Raw genomic sequence first — 21822 nt, forward strand, 5'->3', positions numbered from 1 at the left:
CACGGAGGACGAACGATGACCACGACCAAGGAGCCCGGGCCCACCGCGGCCACGGCGGCGGGGATCGAGGCCGTCGCCGAGGTGGCGCGCCGGCTGCTGCCCGCCGACGGGGTGATCAGCGACCACGCCCGGCTGCGCACCTACGAGTGCGACGGACTGGCGCACTACCGCGTCACCCCGGCGCTCGTGGTCATGCCCGAGGACACCGCCCAGTTGGCCGCCGTCGTCCGTGCCTGCGCCGAGCACCGGGTGCCCTACGTGGCCCGCGGCTCCGGCACCGGCCTGTCCGGCGGCGCGCTGCCGCACGCCGAGGGCGTCCTCGTCGTGACCTCCCGGATGCGCTCCATCACCCAGATGCGCCCCGAGGACCAGCGCGCCGTGGTCGACCCCGGCGTCATCAACCTCGACGTCACCCGCGCCGCCACCCCCCACGGGTACTACTACGCCCCCGACCCCTCCAGCCAGCAGATCTGCTCCATCGGCGGCAACGTCGCGGAGAACTCCGGCGGCGCGCACTGCCTGAAGTACGGCTTCACCACCAACCACGTCGTCGGCGCCGACTTCGTCACCTCCGACGGCGACGTCGTGGCGCTGGGCGGCGACGCTCCCGACACGCCCGGCTACGACCTGCTCGGCGCCGTCGTCGGCTCCGAGGGCACCCTCGGTGTGGTCACCTCCACCACGGTGCGGCTGACCCGGCTGCCCGAGGAGGTGCGCACGATCCTGGTCGGCTTCGCGACCACCGACCAGGCGGGCGCCGCCACCTCGGCCATCATCTCCGCGGGCATCGTGCCCGCCGCGATCGAGATGATGGACGCGCTGGCCATCGAGGCCGCCGAGGCCGCCACCCACTGCGGCTACCCCGAGGGCGCCGGCGCCGTGCTCGTCATCGAGCTCGACGGCGCCTCGGGCGAGGTCGAGGCGGAGTACGCCGAGGTCGAGCGCTTCTGCGCCGAGAACGGCGCCTTCGAGCAGCGCCTGGCCACCGACCCCACCGACCGCGCCCTGATCTGGAAGGGCCGCAAGTCCGCCTTCGCGGCCGTGGGCCGCATCAGCCCCGACTACATCGTCCAGGACGGCGTCATCCCGCGCACCGCCCTGCCGGAGGTGCTCACCGCGATCGCCGAGCTCTCGGCCTCCTCGGGCGTGCGCGTGGCCAACGTCTTCCACGCCGGCGACGGCAACCTCCACCCCCTCGTGCTCTTCGACGACGCCGTCGAGGGCGCCGGCGAGGCCGCCGAGGAGGTCAGCGGCGCGATCCTCGACCTCTGCATCCAGCACGGTGGCTCGATCACCGGCGAGCACGGCGTGGGCATGGACAAGGCCAAGTACATGCCGCGGATGTACACCGACGAGGACCTCGACACCATGCAGATGGTGCGCTGCGCCTTCGACCCGCAGAACATCTCCAACCCCGGCAAGGTCTTCCCGACCCCGCGGCTGTGCGGCGAGGTGCCCGGACGCCACAAGGGCGCCCACCCGCTGCAGGACGCCGGCCTCGCGGAGGTGTTCTGATGAGCGCCCCCACCCTCGACACCCCGGCCCGCGAGGCCCTGGCCTCGGCCTGCGCCGAGGTGGCCGACCCGGACGGGCACGACGGGCACGACGACGTCGACGGCGTGCGCCCCGGCCTCGTGGCCCGACCCACCGACGTCGCGCAGGTCGCCGAGGTGATGCGCGCGGCCACCGCCCACGACCTCGTCGTCGTGCCGCGGGGCCGCGGCACCAAGCTCACCTGGGGGGCACCACCCACCCGCGCCGACGTGCTGCTCGACCTCGCGGGCCTCGACGCCGTGCTCGACCACCAGGCCGGCGACCTCATCGTCGCCGCCCAGGCCGGGGCCCGGCTCAGCGCCGTGCAGGAGGTGGCCGGCTCCGCCGACCAGCGCCTGGCCCTCGACGAGACCGTGCCCGGCACCAGCATCGGCGGGCTGCTGGCCACCAACACCAGCGGCGCCGGACGCGTCGCCGTCGGCAGCGCCCGCGACCTGCTCATCGGCGTCACCGTGGTGCGCGCCGACGGCGTCGTGGCCAAGGCCGGCGGGCGCGTGGTGAAGAACGTCGCGGGCTACGACCTCGGCAAGCTCCTCATCGGCTCCCTGGGCACCCTCGCGGTCGTCGTCGACGCGACCTTCCGGCTCCACCCCCGCCCCGCCGCCCACCGGTGGGTCAGCGTCCCCGCCGCCACTCCCGCCGAGGCGCAGCGCCTGACGCAGGCCGTGCTCCACGCCCAGGCCGTGCCCGGCGCGATCGAGGTCGAGTGGCCCCGCGACGCGCAGGGCAGCGGAGGCGTCGTGAGCGTGCTGCTCGAGGGCCGCGAGGACGGCGTCGCCGCCCGGGCGGCCACCGTGCGCGGCCTGCTCGGCGCCGCGGCCTCGGAGTCGACCGACGCCCCGGCCGCGGGCGCGGCGTACCCCTGGGACACCGCGGCGCGCGGCGACGAGCGCTCCGTGGCCCTCAAGTGCACCTTCGCGCTCTCCGGCCTCGCCGACGTGCTCGGCGCGGCCGAGCGCGCCGGGGCCCACGTGCGCGGCTCGGCCGGCGCGGGTGTCGTCTACGCCGCGCTGCCCCCTGGCACCGGCCCCGACGAGGCACGCGCCGCCGTCGAGGGCCTGCGCCGTGCCACCACCGCCCGCGGCGGCAGCACCGTCGTCGTCGACGCCCCGGCCCACCTCAAGGCCGGTCTCGACGTGTGGGGACCGGTGCCGGCGCTCGACCTCATGCGCCGCGTGAAGGACCAGCTCGACCCTGACCACCGGCTCGCGCCGGGCCGCTTCGTGGGAGGCATCTGATGACCGACACGTCCAGCAACGACACCCGCGCCGGGGGCGACCCCCGCCCGCGGCAGGGCGAGACCCTGGGGGAGATGGGCGGCATCGTCGACCTCGGCATGCCCGCCCCCGGCGGCGCCTTCGACGACCACAACCCGCCCGACTCCGCCCTCATCGGCGACTGCGTGCACTGCGGCTTCTGCCTGCCGACGTGCCCCACCTACGCGCTGTGGGGCGAGGAGATGGACAGCCCCCGCGGGCGGATCTACCTCATGAAGCAGGGCCTCGAGGGCGAGCCGATGACCGACTCCATGGTCGAGCACTGGGACGCCTGCCTGGGCTGCATGGCCTGCGTGACCGCGTGTCCCTCGGGCGTGCAGTACGACACCCTCATCGAGCAGACCCGCAACCAGGTCGAGCGCCACCACGAGCGCAGCGCGGGGGAGAAGGCCCTGCGCGGGCTGATCTTCGCCCTCTTCCCGCACCCCAAGCGGCTGCGGCTGATGCGCGGGCCGCTGCGCGCGATGCAGGCCACCGGCCTCGACCGCGCCCTGCGCCGCACCGGCCTGCTGGAGCGGATGTCGCCCCAGCTGGCCGCCATGGAGAGCCTCGCCCCGCGGCTGGGCCGTCCCGAGCCGCTGCCGCCCTACATCGACGCGATCGGCCAGCGCCGCGCCGTGGTCGGCCTGCTGACGGGCTGCGTGCAGGGCGCCTTCTTCCCCGGCGTCAACTCCGCCACGGCCCGCGTGCTGCGCGCCGAGGGCATGGACGTCGTGGTGCCCCAGGCCCAGGGGTGCTGCGGCGCCCTGTCGGCCCACAACGGGCGCGAGGAGGAGGCGCAGGACTACGCCCGCCGCCTCGTCGACGCCTTCGACGTCGCCCGGGTCGACTACGTCGTGGTCAACGCCGCCGGCTGCGGCTCGACGATGAAGGAGTACGCCGCGCTGCTGGCCGACGACCCGGCCTACGCCGAGCGCGCCCGCTCCTTCGCCGACAAGGTGCGCGACGTCTCCGAGATCCTCGACGAGCTCGGACCGGTCGCCCCCCGCCACCCGCTGGAGATGAGCGTGGCCTACCACGACGCCTGCCACCTCTCCCACGCCCAGGGCGTGCGCGCGCAGCCGCGGCGCCTGCTCGAGGCCATCCCCGGCCTGGAGCTGAAGGAGATCGCGGAGGCCGAGCTGTGCTGCGGCTCGGCGGGCATCTACAACATCATCAACCCCGAGCCGGCCCGCGAGCTCGGCGACCGCAAGGCCGCCAACATCGTCGCCACCGGCGCCCAGGTGCTGGTGACCGCCAACCCCGGCTGCCTCATGCAGGTCACCTCGGCCATCGAGCGCTCCGGGCACCCGATGGGCATGGCCCACACCATCGAGGTGCTCGACGCCTCGATCCAGGGCGCCGGCGCCGGCGTCTTCGCCCCGACCCCGGCCGCCCGCTGACCCCTCCGTCCCACCGCTGACCCTCCGCACCACCCCGTCCTGGGCTCCGTCCCCGGATCCGTCCCCCACTGCCGCACCCTCGGGAGCCCGCATGTTCCAGCAAGACCTCCAACCCGTCGGCGACTCGCTCGCCCTCAGCGCCCTGTGCGCGGCGCTGCCGCTGCTCACGCTCTTCGTGCTCCTGGGCGGGCTGCGCCTCCAGGCGTGGCTGGCCGGCCTGATCTCCCTCGGCGTCGCCCTGGTCATCGGCGTCGCCCTCTTCGGCATGCCCGTCGGCCAGGCCGCGCTCGCGGCCTTCGACGGGGCGGCGTTCGGGTTCTTCCCGATCCTGTGGATCGTCATCAACGCGATCTGGGTCTACAACCTCACCGTCGCCTCGGGCCACTTCGACGTGCTGCGGCGCTCCTTCGAGAAGGTCAGCCCCGACCAGCGCATCCAGGCCATCATCATCGCCTTCTGCTTCGGCGCGCTGCTCGAGGCCCTCGCCGGCTTCGGCACCCCCGTGGCGATCACCGTGGTGATGCTGATGGCGCTCGGCTTCCGCCCGATCAAGGCCGCCGCCGTCGCGCTCATCGCCAACACCGCCCCGGTCGCCTTCGGCGCCCTGGCCACCCCCATCGTCACGCTCGCCTCGGTCACCTCCGCGGTCAGCGACGACCCCCGCCTGACCGTCGACGGCCTCGGCGGCATGGTGGGCCGCCAGACCCCGATCCTCGCCGTCATCGTGCCGCTCATCCTGGTGCTGGTCGTCGACGGCCGCCGCGGGCTCAAGGCCACCTGGCTGCCCGCGCTGGTCTGCGGCGGCGCCTTCGCCGTCGCGCAGTTCGTGGCCGCCAACTACATCTCGGTGCCGCTGGCCGACATCGTCGCCGCCCTCGTCGGCGCCGCCGCCGTCGTGCTGCTGCTGCGGGTCTGGACGCCCGCCGACGTGCTGACCGCCGAGCAGGCCGCCGCCGAGGACGACGAGGTCGAGGACGCCCGCGCGACCTCGACCCGCCGGGGACCGAACGGCCTCTCGACCACCGTCACCGCCTCCACCGGCCGCGGCGCCCCCGCCGGAGGGGGCGCGACCAGCGGCCCCGGCGGCACCTCGCCGGGATCGCGTGCCGGGGAGGCGCCCCGCGACAGCGGCGCCGACGTGGCCAAGGCCTACGCGCCCTACCTCGTGATCATCGCGATCTTCTCGATCGTCAGCATCCCCGCCGTCGTCGACGCGCTCGCCGAGGAGCCCTTCACCTACTCCTTCGCCTGGCCCGGCCTCGACATCACCAACCCCGCCGGCGACCCGGTGGCCACGCTGTTCAAGCTCAACTGGCTCCCGGCCGCGGGCACGCTGATGATCCTCGCCGGTGTCATCACCGCCGCGATCCTCAAGGTCTCGCCGGGCGAGGCCGCCCGCACCTACGTCAAGACCTACGTCGAGCTGCGCTCGGCCATCGTCACCGTCATGGCCGTGCTGGGCCTGGCCTACGTCATGAACCTCTCGGGCCAGACCACCTCGCTGGGCGCCTGGCTGGCCGGCGCCGGTGGGGCCTTCGTGCTGCTCTCGCCGATCCTCGGCTGGATCGGCGTGGCCGTCACCGGCTCCGACACCTCCGCCAACGCGCTCTTCGGCGCGCTGCAGGTGCAGACCGCCCGCGAGGCCGGTCTCGACCCGCTGCTCATGGCCGCCGCCAACACCTCCGGCGGCGTGCTCGGCAAGATGGTCAGCCCGCAGAACCTCGCCATCGCCGCCGCCGCGGTGGGCATGGCCGGGCGCGAGGGCGACATCTTCCGCAAGGTGATCGGCTGGAGCCTCGGGCTGCTCCTGCTGGTCTGCGTCATCGTCGGGCTGCAGTCCACCCCGGTGCTGGGCTGGATGGTGCCCACCAGCTGACCCGCGCGCCGCGGCCGGGCGTGCCGCGGGTCACCCGACCCGCGGCACGACCCGGTCGGCCTCGAGCCGGTCGAAGAGGTCGAGGAAGGCCTGGAGCGTGGAGCGGTAGCCGGTGAAGCCCGCGGCGCGGCTGCGGGCCAGGTCGGTGAGGCACTCCATGTCGCGGCCCAGGTCGCCGTCGGTGTGCCACCACGACGCCACCCGGTCGAGGTCGGGCTCGGCGAGGCCCTCGCGCTCGGCCAGCGCCGTCCACACCGGACCCGCGTCGGCCATCTGCTGCTCGAGCGGCCGGGGCCGGTCGGCGTACCCCTCGGGCTCGACGCCCAGGCGGGCGGCGAGACGGGGCCACAGCCAGCGCCAGCGGAAGACGTCGCCGTTGGCGGTGTTGAAGGCGGTGTCGGCGGCGGCCGGGGTGGTGGCGGCCCAGTGCATCTGCTCGGCCAGCAGGCCGGCGTCGGTCATGTCGGTCAGGCCGTCCCACTGGGTCTGCGAGCCCGGGAAGACGAAGGGCCGCCCCAGCTCGCGGCACACCGCGGCCTGGGCGGCGAGGGTCTGGCCCATGTTCATGGCGTTGCCCAGTGCGTAGCCGATGACGGTGTGGGCGCGGTGCACGCTCCAGGTGAAGCCGTCACGCCCGGCGGCGGCGAAGAGCTCGTCCTCCTGGGCGTAGTAGAAGTTGGGGTAGGGCAGGCGCTCCTCGTCCTCGTGGAAGGGCGTGTCGGGCACCTCGCCCTGGCCGTAGGCCTCGAAGGGGCCGAGGTAGTGCTTGAGGCCGGTCAGCAGCGCGACGTGGCGCACGGAGCCGGCGGGCCGCACGGCGGCGAGCACGTCGCGCACCATGGCGGCGTTGACGCGGATGTTCTCGGCCTCGGTGTCCTGGCGCGCCCAGGCGGTGAGGAAGACGTGGGTGGGGCGGTGCCCCTCGAGCGCGGCGGCCAGGGCCGCGGCGTCGGTCAGGTCGGCCTGCACGGGCTCGACGCCGGGCACGTCGCTGGCCGAGCGCCGGGAGAGCCCGAGGACCCGCCAGCCCTGGTCGACGAGCAGCCGGCTGAGCGCGGAGCCGGCGATGCCGGTGGCGCCGACGACGAGCGCGGTGCCCGCGTCGTGTCCGGCGGGCCCGTCGGCGGGGTCGGCGGTGGGGAGGTCGGTGGTGGTGTCCATCCCACCGACGGTAGGCGCCCCGACCAACCGGGCCGGGCCCGGCTCAGCGCGGTGCGACGGCGACGTGACCGGGGTCGCGCTGCACCGACCCGGGACGTACGCCGACCGGCGCCACGACGGCCGCGGGTCGCAGCAGCCGCCCGGTCAGCTCGGTGGGCACGAGCCGGAAGAGCATGGTGCGCGGGCCGCCGGGCCACGGCGCGGGATCGCCGTGGTCCTCGGCCCCGGGGGAGCCGGGCACGCCGGTGAGCACGTGCTCGGTGGTGCCGCGGGCGACCACGCTCCAGCCGCTGCGGGTGCGCGGGTCGGCGTCGTCGACCTCGAAGACGACCTCGAGGCCGGGCAGGTGCACGCCGAGGCGGCTCCAGGAGGCCGTGCGGAACCACACCGCGTGGTCGTGCACCCGGTGGTTGAGGGGCAGCAGCACGGCCCTGCCGCCGAGCACGCAGGCGAGCCGACCGACGGGCTGACGGGCCAGGTGCTCCCAGCACTCACGGGCGGTCAGGTCGCGCAGGGTGGGCTCGGGGGCGAGGTGGGCGGCGGGGTCGCTGGGGTGGTCCATGGGGGCTCCTGGCCTGCGGCGGCGTGCGGGGACGTGCGGGGACGTGCGCCAGTCCACCGTCGCGGCGAGGGTCGTGCCCAGGGGCGAAGGTCCGCCGCGCGCGGGACCGGAGACCCCCGTCCCCGGTCCCGCGCCGTGGCGGCCGGCGAGCGGCCGGGCGCGGGAAGCAGGGACCTTGGACCCTGTCGGGGGTGTGACGGCTGGGCTGGGATGGACCTCGTCGACGGGGGTCGGCGTCAGCCGCTGCGACGCCAACGAGCCTCGAGATCTCCCCGGTCCGGCCCGAGGGGCCCCCGTCGGCCCCCCGACCACGCCCCCAGGAGCAGCGATGACCCTCACCGAGCTGGTGCACCGCCGACGTCGTCGGCGTGCGGCGTCGCTGCGGGCCCGCGGCTCCCTGGCCTGGGCGCTGCACCCGGCCACCTCGCCGCTGGAGGTGGCCGCCGCGCTGCGTGAGCTGCCGGGCCGTGACCTGGCCCGCCTGCTGGCCCACCCGGTGCCCGAGCACGCGACACCGGGCTACGCCGCCAGCCTGAGGGCCGTGCACGAGCTGGTCGCCGCCGAGGTGCAGCGCCGCCGGCCCCTCTCCCCGGTGGGGAGCCGGGCGGCGCCGACCTGAGCCGGCCCGGTCAGGAGCAGGTGGCGCCGAAGGCGGCGATCTCCTTCTCCAGCTGCGCGATCCGGGCCTCGGTGTTGTTGTCGTAGGCCGGGGTCGGCCCGGGCACCTGCCAGAAGCTGGGCAGGTAGACCTCGCCGTAGGTGGCGCCGGTGGTGCGCAGCCGGTCGAAGACCGGCGCCCAGTCGTAGCCGTCGGGCTGGATCATCTGCAGGCCGCGCTCGACCGGCTTGGACCAGATCCTGTCGAACTGGCCCTCCACGGTCATGTCGGGCGAGCCCCACTCGCGGGTCTCGTCCCAGCCGTTGGCCTGCACGAAGAACCGGTCGCTGTCGGCGCCGACCAGGCTGACGACGTGGTCGGCGAGCGCGGCCGACTGCCCGCCCGAGAGGGGTCCGTAGCCCGAGAGCGGGAGCTCCACGGCCAGGCTGGCCGAGGCGAGGGAGGCGGCCACGTCGATCAGCTCGCGGTGGCCCTGGAGCCAGGCGGTCTGCGTGTAGCCGGCGGCGGCGCGGACCTCGGCGCCGTGGTTGAGCTCGGCCCAGTCCAGGCCGTACCAGGACAGGTGCAGCAGGTGGACGTCGTGGGCGCGCGACCAGGCGGCGAGCTTGCGGGCGTAGGCGGCGTACTCACGCAGGAAGACGTCGTTGGTGCCGGTCGTGGAGTCCCAGGGCAGCGGCACGCGGGCACCGTCGACCAGGTAGCTCGCGGCACCGGCGTCGAAGACCCGCGCCGGGGTGTGGGCGCCGGCCATGAAGCGGATCGAGAGGGCCTTGCCGGCGCTGCGCGCGATCTCGTCGGCGAGGTCGAGCACGGGGTGGGTGGTCTGGGTGCCGGTCAGGTCGACGGCGTCCCACGGGAAGCGCACCGAGAAGCCGACGACGCCGGGCAGGGCCAGGGCGGCCTCGATGCGCGGGCGCAGCCGCTCGAGGTCGGTGACCGAGGAGACCTGGTAGAGCACCCAGGTGCCGCAGGACTCCTGCGCGAGGTCGGTGGTGACCGGCGTCGGGGTCGGGGTCGGCGTGGGGGTGGCCGTGGCGGTCGGGGTGGGTGTCGGGGTGGGCGTCGCGGTGGCGGTCGGGGTCGGGGTCGGCGTCGGGGTGGGCGTCGCGGAGGCCGTGGGCACCGTCAGGTCGGCGGTGTAGGCCAGGTAGCGGTCCCTGAGGGGGTACGACGTGCGCACGACCAGGCGGTAGGAGCCCGCGGCGACCCGGCCGGAGATCCGCACCGGGCTCGTGCCGGAGTCGCTCATCACCACCGAGCCGTCGGGTCGGCGCAGCGACACCGTCAGCGTCGGCGGGGCGACGCGGGCCGCGCGCCGCGCCAGGCGGCCGGAGTCGCGGCGCAGCTCGAAGTCCACGCGGGCCGCGAGCGTGCCGGCCGGTGTGTCGACGTCGTAGGTGCGCGACGGGTTCTGGCTGGTGAGCCGACCCGACAGGTCGGCCGACCAGCCGGGGGAGGACGAGGCGCCGACGAGCAGCGAGGCCACGACGGCGGTCAGGAGGGTGAGGACGCCGACGAGGGCGCGGCGCGTGCGGGCGCGCGGTCGTGCCGGGGGGGTGCTGGGGGGCATGGGGGAGCTCCTGGGCGTGGGTGGGGACCACGACCACCGCGGGACCTGCGAGGGGGAGGAGGGTGCCTCCGGGGGGAGTGCGGGGGGCCGTGGGACGCCGGCGGGGGTGCCGGGCGCGGACCACCGGGTCGGTCCGTGCCCCTAGAGCATCGGCAGACCCCGTGGCCGATCCATCAGCAAAGTGGGGTAATCAGGGCCGCGTGGGACCCATGACCCTGGACAAGAGCGTGGGGGAGGTCTCCGGATTTTGCTCGGGATCACCGATCTGGAGGATCGGCCGGTGCCTCGGAGCACGGTGCCTCGGAGCACGGTGCCTCGGAGCACGGTGCCTCAGAGAACGGGCCCGACCGTGGTGAGCTCGGGGTGCCGGGCCGCCCAGGCCTCGACGGTGTCGGTGCGCAGGGCCTCCCACAGGGTGTCGGCCCGGGCGCGGTCGAGGTAGACGACGCTCTCCGCGCCCTCGCGGCCCAGCCCCGACACCGGGGCCGAGAGGTAGGTGATGTCGTCGCTGGTCATGCCGCGCAGCTCGGTGAGGAGGGCCCGCATGTCGGAGACCTCCCAGCCGCTGTCGACGGTGACGTTGCGGGTGACGGTGTCGAGCAGGTCGTAGACGTCCCAGGGAGCGGGCCCGCCGAGCTCGCGCAGCGCCCCGCGGGCGAGGTTGCGCGCCACCGCCAGCTCACGGCGGATGCGGTCGAGGTCGCCGCCGGGCAGGCCGTAGCGCTGGCGCACGTAGAGCAGCGCCTGGCGCCCGTCGAGGGTCTGCCGACCCTGGGCCCAGACCACGTCGTGCCGGGTGTCGGTGACGGTGCGGGGCACGGTGACGGTGACCCCGCCGACGGCGTCGATGATCGAGCCGTAGCCGGTCCAGTCGGTGATGGCGACGTGGTCGACGCGCAGGCCGGTGAGCTCCTCGACGGTGTGGACGGCCAGGCGCGGGCCGCCGTAGGAGTAGGCGGCGTTGATCTTGTGCGAGCCCCAGCCCGGCACGTCGACCCAGGAGTCGCGGGGGAAGGCGACCACCGAGGCGCCGGCGCGGTCGCCGTCGACGTGGACCAGCATCATGACGTCGGAGCGACCCGCGCCCGGGATCCAGCCCTCGAGGTCGGCCTCGGTGCCGGTGGTGAGGCCGTCGGCGCGCCGGTCGGTGCCCATGACCAGGATGTTCATCGAGTCGGCCGCCGGGCCGCTGCTGGGGCGCGGGGGCCGGTCCTCGAGGCCGGTGAAGACGCCGTCGACGCGGTCGACCTGCCCGGCCAGGTGCGACTGCACCACCAGCAGCGTGCCCACCGCGGCGAGCACCGTGGTGAGCACCGTGCAGCCCACCATGATGGCGGCGCGGGCGCGGCGGCTGGCCGGGGGGCCGGCTGGGGGGCCGGCGGGGTCGGCCGGTGCTCCAGGGCTCGGGGGAGCGTCGTGAGCGGTCGTCATGGGGCGAGCCTCCGTCGCTCCGGGCCCCCCTCGCCACGGCCTGTGCGGGGGTCCTCAAATGTGGGGAGCGGGCGCGACGCCGCCGGGGGTCCCCACAATGAGGCAAAAGGCCCTGCGGGGCCCGGGGGGCCGGGCGGTCGCTGGTCGTATCGCCCTCGTGGCCCGACACCGGATCGAACGACAGCGCACCCACGGCGAGCAGGCCGTGCTCATCGCCGCGGCCCTGCTCACCCTCGCGCTGGTGCTGACCACGTGCCTGGCCCTGGCGGCGAGCGCCCGCGGCGCCGAGCCCGCGGCGAGCGCCGCACCGGCCCGGCTGGCCGCGGCGGCACCGCCGGACTTCCTCGGCACCCTGGCCGGGCCCTCCCAGGCGGCGATGTACCCCTCCGGCCTCGAGGTCGACGCGGTCCACGACCGGCTCGTCGTGGCCGACACCGGCCGCGACCGCGTGCTGTTCTACAGCCGCACCGGCACCAAGCTCGGCGGCTTCGGCACCTACGGCACCGAGCCCGGGCAGATGGCCAGCCCGCGCGACGTGGCGGTCGACGAGGCCGGCGACGTCTACGTCGCCGACGCCGAGAACAACCGGATCCAGAAGTTCACTTCCACCGGCACCTTCCTGTGGCAGCGCGGCGGCCTCGGCACCGGCAACGAGACCCTCAACACCCCCATCGGCGTCACCTGGGACGCCGCCAACGACGTGCTGCTCGTCGCCTCGACCGGTCAGTCGCTGGTCAAGGCCTGGGACGCCGACGGGGTCTTCCGCTGGAAGTCGCCCACCGGCACCGCGCTGGGCGCCAACGGCATCCGCGACGTCGCCCGCGGCCCCGACGGCCGGATCTGGCTGACGGCCTACAAGCAGCACCAGGTCAAGGCCTACGACGTGTCCGCGGCCGGGGTGTGGGCGAGCACCACCCCCGCGGTGGTGCTCGGCGACGGCGTCGCCTCGGGCAGCGGCGAGGGTCAGCTCAACTTCCCCTACAACACGGTCTGGTCCGCCGACGGCGACACGATCTACGTCTCCGACACCGGCAACGGGCGCATCGCTCGCTGGGACCTCTCCGGCCCCACGCCGCAGTGGCTGCCGCCCTTCGGTGGGCGCTGCAGCAACCACCCGCAGCCCTGCGAGGACCCGCCGGCCGACGCGGGTCTGTTCAACCACCTGCGACGCGTGGCCGTCGACGCCGACGGCGCGGTCTACGGCGCCGACTTCTGGGGCGGCGGCCTGGAGGTCTTCAGCCCCGCGGGCGCCTCCGTGCGCTCCATCGAGGGCGCCGAGGCACCGGCCCCCGGCTTCGCCGAGGCCTACGCCGTCGACGTGGCCCCCAGCGGCCAGGTCTACGTCATGGACCGCCTCAACCACCGCATCCAGCGCTTCCGCCCCGACGGCACGTACGTCGACCGGGTCGGTGCCCGCGGCACCCAGCCGGCGACGTTCTCCTGGCCCGAGGGCGTGACGACCGGGCCCGACGGCTCGGTGTGGGCCGTCGACACGCGCGGTGACCGCATCGAGCGCTTCGCCGCCGACCTGTCGCCCACCGGCGTGCCGTCCTACGGCTCCACGGGCAGCGAGACGGGCCGCTTCAACTACCCCTCCAACGCCGACGTCGGCGCCGACGGCTTGGTCTGGGTGGCCGACACCCGCAACCACCGCCTGCAGACCTTCGACCCCGCGAGCGGCACGTTCGCCACCGTCGGCTCCCAGGGCGCGGCCCCCGGACAGCTGCAGGACCCCATGGGCGTGGCGGTGACGCCGGGCGCGGTCTACGTCGCCGACACCGGCAACGACCGGGTGCAGAAGCTCGCCCTCGACGGCACGCCGCTGGCCTCCTTCGCCACCGGCCTGCTCGGCCCCCAGGGCCTGGAGGTCGCCCCCGACGGCTCGGTCTGGGTGGCCGACACCGGCAACAGCCGCCTGGTGCACCTCTCGGCCGACCTCGTCGACCTCGGCGACGGCTTCGGCTCGCGCGGCAACGGCGACACCCAGTTCTTCGACCCCCACGACCTCGCCTTCGGCAACGACCGGATGTACGTCGCCGACACCTACAACGACCGCGTCCAGGTCTTCGCCGCCCCCGGCCCGGTCGACCCGCCGCAGGAGCCGCTGAGCCCGGTCTACCGCGACCAGCTCTCCGACCCCGGCGGTCGCGCCCCGGTCTACCCCGCCGGCCTCGCCGTGGTCGACGGCACCTGGTACGTCGCCGACTCCGGGGGCAGCCGGGTCGTGACCCTCGACCCCGCCACCGGCACCGTCACGCCGCTGACCACGACCGGTCTCACCGACCCCCGCGACCTCGAGCTCGACGCGGCCGACCCCACCGCGCTGTGGGTGACCGACACCGGCGGCAACCGCGTCGTGCGCCTCTCGCGCACCGGCCAGCAGCTCGGCACCATCGGCGGGCTGACCCAGCCCTACGGCCTGGCCAACGACGCCACCCGGGTCTACGTCGCCAACACCTACGCCAACAGCGTGCGGGCCCTCACCCGTACCGGGGCGACGGCCTGGACCCAGACCACCTGCGGCGGCACCGCCTTCTCCCGCCCCCGCGACGTCGGACTGGCCGACGACGGCCGGGTCCTGGTCGCCGACACCGACAACGACCGGATCGTGGTGCTCGAGGCGGCCACCGGCGCCTGCGTGCGCACCTTCGGCACCCGTGGCACCGGGGCGGTGCAGTTCAAGTCGCCGCGCAGCGTCACCTCCGACGGCGCGGGCGGCATGTGGGTGGCCGACGCGCTCAACTACCGCGTGCAGCACCTCACCGCCACGGGCGGCTCGCTCGGCGCGACCCCCGTCGCGGCCTACGGCGACGGGGCCCAGCAGTTCCGCTCGCCGCACTGCGTCACCCGGCTGCCGGGCACCACCGAGGTCGCGGTGTGCGACACGTTCAACTTCCGGCTCGCGGTCTACGACGGCGCCGGCGCGTCCCCGGCGTACGACCGGACGGTGGGGGGCACGAAGCCGACCGCCGGCGGCTTCAACGGCGCCTTCGCGGTGGCCTACGGCCCCGACGGCTCGCTCTACGCCGCCGACTGGTTCAACCACCGCGTCCAGCGCTTCGCGCCCGACGGCTCCTACGTCTCGCAGTGGGGCGGCTACGGGCCGCAGAACGGCTCGCTGATCTTCCCGCGCGGACTGCTCGTCACCGCCGCGGGCGACGTCGTCGTCACCGACAGCGAGAACAACCGCATCGACGTCTTCACCGCCGCCGGCGCCTTCGTGCGCCAGGTCAAGCCCCCGGCCGGCACGACCTTGAGCCGCCCGCACCAGACCGCGCTCGACGGCAGCGGCGGCTACTGGATCGCCGACACCAACAACAACCGCGTCGTGCACCTCGCCTCCGACGGTGCCGTGCTGGGCACGTTCCCGGTCGCGGGCGCCGCGGCGGCCAGCAGGCCCGAGGGCGTCGCGGTCGACGCCGACGGCACGCTGCTGGTCTCCAACACCCAGAACAACCGCGTCGAGCGCTACTCCACCGCCGGCGCCCTCCTCGCCACCGTGGCCGCCTCCGGCACCGGCAGCGGCCAGGTGCGCAAGCCCGGCGGCCTCCTGGTCACCGGCACCGGCGCCGACCGGCGCCTCCACATCGCCGACGCCGGCAACGACCGCGTGGTCGTGCTCGACGCCACCGGCGCGGTCGAGACCGCCTTCGGCTCCACGGGGTCGGGCAGCGGTCAGCTCGAGCAGCCCCGCGGGGTCGCCGTCGACCCCACCGACGGCGACCTCGCGGTGGCCGACTACGGCAACGACCGGGTCTCGCTGTGGGACCCCCAGGGCACCCCGCCGCCGCCCGACACCACGGCCCCGGGCGTGACGGTCACGGCACCGGCCGCGGGTGCCTCGCTCCCGGCGGGCAGCGTCGCGGTCACCGGCACGGCCACCGACGACACCTCGGTCGCCGGGGTCACCGTGGCGGTGCAGCGCGCCGACGGCAGCTGGCTCCAGGCCTCCGGGGCGTGGGGGAGCACCCGCCAGGAGCTCGACGCGACCCTCGCCGCCCCCGGGTCCACCTCGACCGGCTTCTCGCTGTCCTTCGTCGCCGGCACCGCCGGCGGCCACACCGTGAGCGTCACCGCCCGTGACCAGGCGGCCAACCCGGCCACCGCGACCCGGTCCTTCACGGTCGCGGGCGCCGACACCGGGGCGCCCGACACGGTCGTGACCTCCCCGGCGCAGGACGCCGTCGTGGCGCCGCCGACGCTGTCGCTGACCGGCACCGCCAGCGACCCCGCAGGCGGGTCGGGCGTCGCCTCGGTCACGGTGCTGGTCAAGGACCGCGACACCGGGCTGTGGCTCAAGGCCGACGGCAGCTGGGGGAGCACCACAGCGGGCGCCCAGCGCCTGGCCGACCTCGCAGCGCCCGGCGCCGCGAGCACCGGCTGGTCCCTCGACGTGCCGCTGGCGACGGGGAGGTACCTGCTGACGGCGCGGGCCCGCGACGGTGCCGGCAACCAGGACGCCACCCCCGCCTCGCGGCAGGTCACGGTGCGCGCGAGCGACAGCGTGGCCCCCGACGCCACCGTCACCAGCCCGGCCCAGGGGGCGCAGGTGCCGCTCGGGGCCGTCCCGCTGCGCGGCGGCGCCACCGACGACACCGGGGTCGCCACGGTGCTGCTGGCCGTGCAGGACACCGTGTCGAAGGAGTGGCTGCGCCCCGACGGCAGCTTCGGGGCGTCCTACCGCACCGTGACCGCCGTCCTCGCCGCCCCCGGTGCGACGAGCACCACCTGGGCCTTCACCTTCCAGCCGCCGCTGGCGCGGACCTACGCCGTCACCGCCATCGCCCGAGACGCCGCCGGCAACCAGGACCCCACCAAGCCCCGCAGCACCTTCACCGTCACCCCGTGACGGCTCCGCCCGCCCGCCCCGGCGGCACCTGCACCCGACACCACCACGAGGACCCGATGCCCACCACCCGCCGCACCCCCGCACCGCTGGCCGTCCTGGCCGCCCTGGCCGGGCTGGTGCTCAGCGCCGCCCTCGTCGTCGCGGCCCCCGCCTCGGCCGGCCCCGCCGACCCGGGGCCGGTGCTCGGCGGGCCGCTGCACGCCGAGATGTACCCCTCGGGGGTCGAGACGGCGCCCGACGGCACGGTCGTGGTCGCCGACACCGGCAACAACCGGGTCGCGCGCTACACCGCCGACGGCACGCTCGTGTGGTCGGTGGGCACCTACGGCGCGGGCACCGGACAGTTCGACAACCCCCGCGACGTGGGCGTCGACGCCCAGAACAACGTCTACGTCGCCGACACCCGCAACAGCCGCATCGTCAAGCTCTCCCCGAGCGGTGCCTGGCTGGGCTCCACCACCGGACCCGCCACCGCCTTCTCCTTCCCCCTCGGGGTCTCCGCGAAGGGCGACAAGGTCTACGTCGGCGACACCGGCCGCGCCCGCGTCGTCGTGCTCGACGACGACCTGGCGGTCCTGCAGACCGTCGTGGCCAACGGTGCCTGCACGAACATCAACGACAACCGCGACGCGCAGGCCGACAGCGCCGGCAACATCTACGTCGCCGGCTACAAGACCAACCAGGTCGTGAAGTTCGCCCCCGACGGCACCTGCCTGGCGACGTGGGGCGGCACCGGCACCGCGGAGGGCAAGTTCCGCACCCCCTACGGCATCGCCACCGCCCTCGACCCGGTGACGGGCCAGGAGCTGGTCTACGTCGCCGACGGGCTCAACAACCGGGTGCAGGTCTTCACCACCACCGGCACGTTCGTCACCGCCTTCGGCACCTACGGCGAGCCCACCACCGTGGGCACGTTCACCACGATGCGCCGCGTCGCGGTGGCCCAGGACGGCAGCGGCGACGTGTGGGCCGCCGACCTGTGGGGCGACCGGGTCGAGCGCTGGGAGCGCACCGACACCGGCTTCTCCTACGACCGCACCATCGGCGCGGTGATGCCCGAGGCCACCTCCACCGCGGTCTTCCACGAGCCGCGCGGCATGGCGCTCGCACCCGACGGCGACCTGTGGGTCTCCGACACCGTGCACCACCAGTTCCGCCGCTTCGACGCCTCGGGGTCCCTGGTCGGCCACTGCGGCCAGCGCGCCGCCGAGGGCACCCAGCTGGGGCAGTTCAACTGGCCCCGCGGCCTCGCGGTCGACCCCGCCACCGGCGACCTGTGGGTGGCCGACACCAAGCAGCACCAGCTGCAGGTGCTCGACGAGGGCTGCACCGGCATCGGCTTCGTCAAGAACGCCCCGGCCGGCACCGACACCCGCTCCTTCAACTGGCCCTACGACATCGCCATCCGCGCCTCCGACCGCTACGCCTTCGTCGTCGACACCCAGAACCACCGCATCAAGGCCTACGACGTCGCCGGCGCGGTCTTCGGCACCGACAACAAGGGCCCGCTGCCCGTGCACGTCTTCGGCTCCCGCGGCGCCGGGGCCACCAACTTCCGCTTCCCCAGCGCGGTGGCCGTCGGCCCCGACGGCCACGTCTACGTCGCCGACCGCGGCAACAACCGGGTGCAGGAGCTGACCTACTCGCCGGCCGCGGGCTTCGCGCCCGTGCGGAGCTGGACCGCGGGCGGCACGCTCGACGCCCCCGAGGGCGTCGGCGTCGACCCCACGGGCCGTGTCGTGGTGGCCGACAGCGGCGACGACGAGATGGTCGTGCTGGCCCCCGACCGCAGCGTCGAGGCCACCGTCGGCGGCCTGCACCACCCCTCGGCGGTCGAGGTCGGGCCCACCGGCACCATCTACCTCGCCGACACCTACGCCGACGTCGTGCGCACCTACACGATGGGCGCCTCGCCGCCGCCCGACACGACCGCGCCGAGCGGCTCGCTGACCTCGCCCAGCGCGGGCCAGCAGGTGCCCGTGGGGCCGGTGACCCTGACCGGCACCGCGAGCGACGACCGCTCCGTCGCGGCGGCGTACGTCGCCGTGCGCCGTGGTGACACCTCCACCTGGCTGCGCCCCGACGGCAGCTGGGGCGCCTTCACCTGGGTGCCCACCACCCTGGCCGCCCCGGGCTCGACCTCGACCGGCTGGTCGCTGGGCCTCACGCTGCCCAGCGCGACCGGCTACGCCGTGCAGGTGCGCGTCGACGACGCCAGCGGCAACCAGAACCCGACGCCGCGACCGGCGACGTCCTTCACCGCGACCAGCGGCGGCAGCGACACCGCCACGCCGGTCGTGACCATCACGGCGCCCGCCGCGGGCGCCTCCGTGCCCGCGCCGGTGAGCATCACCGGCTCGGCCAGCGACGACCGGGGGGTCGCGTCCGTGAAGCTCGGCATCAAGCAGTCCTCGACCGGCCTGTGGTGGAACGGCACCACCTGGCAGGCCGCGGCCACCAAGGTCAGCGCCGTGCTCGCCGCGCCCGGCGGCGCCTCGACGACCTGGTCCTACGAGCTGGCCGGGGTCGCCCCGGGCGGCTACGGCTTCTCCACCGACGCCACCGACACCGCGGGCCGGCTCGCGACCGGCACGGGCAAGCCCGGCTGGCGGTCCTTCACGGTGACCCCGTGAGCGCCCCGGTGAGCACGGCGCGGCGTCGGGTGCCCCCGGTGGTGCTGGCGCTGGCCGTCGTCGCCGCAGGTCTGGTCTTCGTGGGCCTGAGCAGCCCGCCGGCGCAGGCGGCGTGGAGCGCCCCGGCGCTGGTGCGCTCGATCAGCGGCAACGGCCGCCCCGGTGTCTTCCCGTGGGGGGTCCAGGTCAACCCCGTCAACGGCGAGGTCGTGGTGGGCGACTACCTCAACAACCAGGTGCGGCGCTACACGCCGGCCGGGCGGGTCCTCGGCTCGTTCTACCGCGCCAACGCGACGGGCCAGCCGTACTCGATCGGTGTCGACCCCCGCCAGGGCGACATCTACGTGCCGGAGATCGCCGACGGCCAGCCGGGCAACAAGGTCGCGCAGTACAGCAAGGACGGTGCGTTCCTGCGCCAGCTCACCCTCAACGGCATCGACTACCAGGCCTGGATCAGCATCGACGCCGCCGGCAACCTGGTGCAGGCCGACAGCCACTACGCCAACTCGCTGACCAACCCGCCCGCCGTGCGGGTCTGGCGGCTCTCCGACGGGCGCAACACCCGCACCTTCAACGTGCTCCCGCCCGGCACCACGAGCAGCACCATCCCGCGCATCTACGGCATCGACACCGACGCGGCCGGGAACTTCTGGCTCACCGACACCTTCAACAACCGGATCCTCAAGTACTCACCCACCGGCTCCTACCTGGCCACCTACGGCGCCGACGTGCTCGGCGGCGACGCGCGCGGCATGGCCGTCGACGACGCGCGCAACCGGCTCTACGTCTCGGTGCCCACCACCGGCGTGGTGGAGGTCTTCGACCTGCAGGGCAACCACGTCGACACCCTCGGCGCCGGGGCCGGCACCGGCCCGCTGAACCTGGGCAGCCCGCGCCAGCCCGCGGTGGCGCCCGACGGCACGGTCTACGTCGCGGAGTACGGCAACGCCCGCGTGCACCGCTTCACCGCCACCGGCGAGGACGCCGGCTTCTTCCCGCGCCCCGCGCAGCCGGCCGTCGCCGGCCAGCTCGGCGAGCCGCGCGACGTCGACGTCGACGACCAGACCGGCGACGTGTGGGTGGCCGACTCGTGGAACCAGCGCTTCCAGCGCTTCGCCCCGACCGGTGCCTTCATCGGCACCTGGGGCACCCGCTCGGCCTCGCCGACCTACGGCATGAACTACCCCCGCGGGATCGGCGTCGACCCCGTCAGCCGGCGGGTCTGGGTGGCCAACCAGCGCGGGCACCACATCAAGCGCTACGAGTACGACGGCACCTTCGTCGACCAGCTCGGCAGCGCCGAGAGCGACTCGGCCGACCCGGGCTCCTTCCGGTGGCCGCTCGACATCGAGTTCCAGGCCGGGCGGGCCATCGTGACCGACCGCAACTCCAGCAAGGTCAAGATCCTCGACGCCGCCTCCGGCACGGAGATCGGCCAGATCACGCGGGCCGGCAACCACGGTGGGGCGATCGACCCGGCCACCGGCAACGTGTTCCTCGCCGACGGCACCAAGGTCTACGTCTACAACCCCACCGGCACCACCCTGCTGACCAGCTTCGGCACGTCCGGCACCGGCGACGGGCAGTTCCGCCACATCTGGGACATGGTCGTCAGCAACGGCGTGCTCTACGTCACCGACGACCTGGCCTCGCGGGTGCAGGCCTTCACGACCTCGGGCACCTTCCTGGGCAAGTGGGGCGGCTACGGCCAGGGCGCCTACCAGTTCAAGAACCCCTCGGGCATCGCCACCGACGACGAGGGCCTGCTCTACGTCGCCGACGCGGGCAACGACCGCGTGATGGTCTTCGACCCCGCCAGGGCCCGGGGCGGCAGCGCCTGGCCGCCGCCGACCACGACCCTGGCCTACCCGGGTCAGGGCGCCACCGTGCCGGCCCGTCCGGTGCGCCTCAGCGGCACCGTGACCGACGAGACCGGGGTGGCCTCGGTGCAGGTGGCCGTGCAGGACACCGGCACCGGGCTGTGGTTCGACGCGGGCAACTCGACCTGGTCGACGACGCAGACCTGGGCGCTGAGCCCGCTGGTCGGCGACACCGCCCGGAGCATGACCTGGGCGTGGAGCTTCATCGGCGTGGAGTACTCCGGCAGCTTCCACGCCGAGGTGCGCGGCGTCGACGTCGCCGGCAACGCCTCGCCCCCGACCTCCGTCGACTTCACGGTGGTGCCCGAGACCACCACCGACACCGTGGCCCCGGAGACGGTGCTCACCAACCCCTCGCCCGACGACAGCGTGGCCATCGAGCCGCCGCTGGTGGTGTCGGGCGACGCGGCCGACGACACCGGCGTGGAGTCGGTGGAGGTCAGGATCCGCCGCAGCGGCACCGGGCAGTTCCTGCAGCCCGACGGCTCGTTCTCGACGACCGCCGCCTGGCTCCCGGCCGCGCTCTCCGACCCCTCCACCGGCTCGACCGCGTGGAGCTGGTCGTGGGCCGACCCGTCGCCCGACGGCTACGAGGTCGCCACCCGCGCCACCGACGTGCTGGGGGCCGGTGCCGTCGCCGTGGTCGGCTCCTTCACGCTCACCGGCGTGCTGCCGCCCGACACCACGCCACTGGTCCTCTCGGACTCCCAGCCGGCCGCCGGCTCCACCGTGACCGCCGACGCCGCCACCCTCGGCGGCACCGCCACCGACGACCGCGCGGTGGCCTCGGTCGACGTCGCGCTCAAGGACAAGACCACGGGCCGGTGGCTGCGCCTCGACGGCTCCTGGGGCGCCTTCAGCTGGCTCCCGGCGGCGCTGGCCCCGCCCGGAGCGGCGAGCACCACGTGGTCGCGCCCCTGGGCCGCGGCCCCGGGGTCCTACGGCTACCAGCTGCGGGCCTCCGACGCCGCCGGCAACCCCACCACGCAAGCCTTCCGCTCCTTCACCGTCGCTCCCTGAGGAGGTCG

At 75.0% G+C, this 21822-nt stretch carries 12 protein-coding genes; 8 read left to right on the top strand and 4 right to left on the bottom strand.

Features of this window, described 5'->3' with window-relative positions; translation table 11 throughout:
- Positions 1 to 15: 15 nt before the first annotated feature.
- The 4 genes from ASF47_RS11120 to ASF47_RS11135 all read left to right on the top strand — a co-directional run bounded on the left by ASF47_RS11120 (position 16) and on the right by ASF47_RS11135 (position 6089).
- Entirely contained in the window at positions 16 to 1515 is a 1500-nt protein-coding gene (locus ASF47_RS11120; protein WP_056864043.1) for an FAD-linked oxidase C-terminal domain-containing protein, read from the top strand.
- Positions 1515 to 2792 (top strand): FAD-binding oxidoreductase, encoded by a 1278-nt coding sequence (locus tag ASF47_RS11125; protein ID WP_056864044.1) that lies wholly within the window; start codon positions 1515 to 1517, stop codon positions 2790 to 2792. Before ASF47_RS11120 ends, ASF47_RS11125 begins: the two co-directional genes overlap by 1 nt.
- Entirely contained in the window at positions 2792 to 4213 is a 1422-nt protein-coding gene (gene glcF, locus ASF47_RS11130; RefSeq protein ID WP_235558721.1) for a glycolate oxidase subunit GlcF, read from the top strand. The genes ASF47_RS11125 and glcF overlap by 1 nt, the downstream gene beginning before the upstream one ends.
- A gap of 91 nt (positions 4214 to 4304) precedes the next feature.
- Positions 4305 to 6089, top strand: coding sequence for an L-lactate permease (locus tag ASF47_RS11135; RefSeq protein ID WP_056864045.1), 1785 nt, complete (start codon positions 4305 to 4307; stop codon positions 6087 to 6089).
- Positions 6090 to 6119: 30 nt separating this feature from the next.
- Here ASF47_RS11135 and ASF47_RS11140 read toward each other — a convergent pair whose 3' ends face one another.
- Both ASF47_RS11140 and ASF47_RS11145 read right to left on the bottom strand, forming a co-directional pair.
- Complete coding sequence (locus ASF47_RS11140) at positions 6120 to 7250, bottom strand: SDR family oxidoreductase (protein ID WP_056864046.1); 1131 nt, start codon at positions 7248 to 7250, stop codon at positions 6120 to 6122.
- Positions 7251 to 7293: 43 nt separating this feature from the next.
- Positions 7294 to 7812 carry a pyridoxamine 5'-phosphate oxidase family protein gene (locus ASF47_RS11145; protein WP_056864047.1) on the bottom strand — a complete coding sequence of 173 codons (519 nt, stop codon included), beginning with the start codon at positions 7810 to 7812 and terminating at the stop codon, positions 7294 to 7296.
- A 328-nt stretch (positions 7813 to 8140) separates the two neighbouring features.
- Between ASF47_RS11145 and ASF47_RS11150 the strand changes: the two genes are divergently transcribed.
- The gene (locus ASF47_RS11150) at positions 8141 to 8431 is read left to right on the top strand and encodes a hypothetical protein (RefSeq protein WP_056864048.1); all 291 of its coding nucleotides are present in this window, start codon (positions 8141 to 8143) and stop codon (positions 8429 to 8431) included.
- 10 nt (positions 8432 to 8441) lie between these two features.
- Here ASF47_RS11150 and ASF47_RS21690 read toward each other — a convergent pair whose 3' ends face one another.
- Positions 8442 to 10001 carry a hypothetical protein gene (locus ASF47_RS21690; protein WP_056864049.1) on the bottom strand — a complete coding sequence of 520 codons (1560 nt, stop codon included), beginning with the start codon at positions 9999 to 10001 and terminating at the stop codon, positions 8442 to 8444.
- A 330-nt stretch (positions 10002 to 10331) separates the two neighbouring features.
- On the bottom strand, positions 10332 to 11432 hold the full coding sequence (locus ASF47_RS11165; protein ID WP_082500213.1) for an LCP family protein: 1101 nt from the start codon (positions 11430 to 11432) through the stop codon (positions 10332 to 10334).
- Between the two features lie 157 nt (positions 11433 to 11589).
- On the opposite strand from ASF47_RS11165, the gene ASF47_RS11170 reads away from it, so the two are divergent.
- Genes ASF47_RS11170 through ASF47_RS11180 form a run of 3 tightly spaced genes read left to right on the top strand, consistent with a single transcriptional unit; the run spans position 11590 to position 21814 of the window.
- Positions 11590 to 16281: an SMP-30/gluconolactonase/LRE family protein gene (locus tag ASF47_RS11170; protein ID WP_056864052.1), complete on the top strand. Its 4692-nt coding sequence runs from the start codon at positions 11590 to 11592 to the stop codon at positions 16279 to 16281.
- The gene (locus tag ASF47_RS11175; protein ID WP_156697860.1) at positions 16278 to 18914 is read left to right on the top strand and encodes an Ig-like domain-containing protein; all 2637 of its coding nucleotides are present in this window, start codon (positions 16278 to 16280) and stop codon (positions 18912 to 18914) included. Before ASF47_RS11170 ends, ASF47_RS11175 begins: the two co-directional genes overlap by 4 nt.
- Positions 18911 to 21814: an Ig-like domain-containing protein gene (locus ASF47_RS11180; RefSeq protein WP_056864054.1), complete on the top strand. Its 2904-nt coding sequence runs from the start codon at positions 18911 to 18913 to the stop codon at positions 21812 to 21814. The genes ASF47_RS11175 and ASF47_RS11180 overlap by 4 nt, the downstream gene beginning before the upstream one ends.
- Positions 21815 to 21822: the final 8 nt, after the last annotated feature.

The sequence above is a fragment of the Nocardioides sp. Leaf285 genome (genome assembly GCF_001422955.1).
In the GTDB taxonomy this organism is placed as follows: Bacteria; Actinomycetota; Actinomycetes; order Propionibacteriales; family Nocardioidaceae; genus Nocardioides; species Nocardioides kribbensis.

Bases quoted from the DNA above. Each gene is read 5' to 3' on its own strand.
- ASF47_RS11120 (WP_056864043.1), top strand. From the start codon at position 16: ATGACCACGACCAAGGAGCCCGGGCCCACCGCGGCCACGGCGGCGGGG.
- ASF47_RS11125 (WP_056864044.1), top strand. From the start codon at position 1,515: ATGAGCGCCCCCACCCTCGACACCCCGGCCCGCGAGGCCCTGGCCTCG.
- glcF (WP_235558721.1), top strand. From the start codon at position 2,792: ATGACCGACACGTCCAGCAACGACACCCGCGCCGGGGGCGACCCCCGC.
- ASF47_RS11135 (WP_056864045.1), top strand. From the start codon at position 4,305: ATGTTCCAGCAAGACCTCCAACCCGTCGGCGACTCGCTCGCCCTCAGC.
- ASF47_RS11140 (WP_056864046.1), bottom strand. From the start codon at position 7,250: ATGGACACCACCACCGACCTCCCCACCGCCGACCCCGCCGACGGGCCC.
- ASF47_RS11145 (WP_056864047.1), bottom strand. From the start codon at position 7,812: ATGGACCACCCCAGCGACCCCGCCGCCCACCTCGCCCCCGAGCCCACC.
- ASF47_RS11150 (WP_056864048.1), top strand. From the start codon at position 8,141: ATGACCCTCACCGAGCTGGTGCACCGCCGACGTCGTCGGCGTGCGGCG.
- ASF47_RS21690 (WP_056864049.1), bottom strand. From the start codon at position 10,001: ATGCCCCCCAGCACCCCCCCGGCACGACCGCGCGCCCGCACGCGCCGC.
- ASF47_RS11165 (WP_082500213.1), bottom strand. From the start codon at position 11,432: ATGACGACCGCTCACGACGCTCCCCCGAGCCCTGGAGCACCGGCCGAC.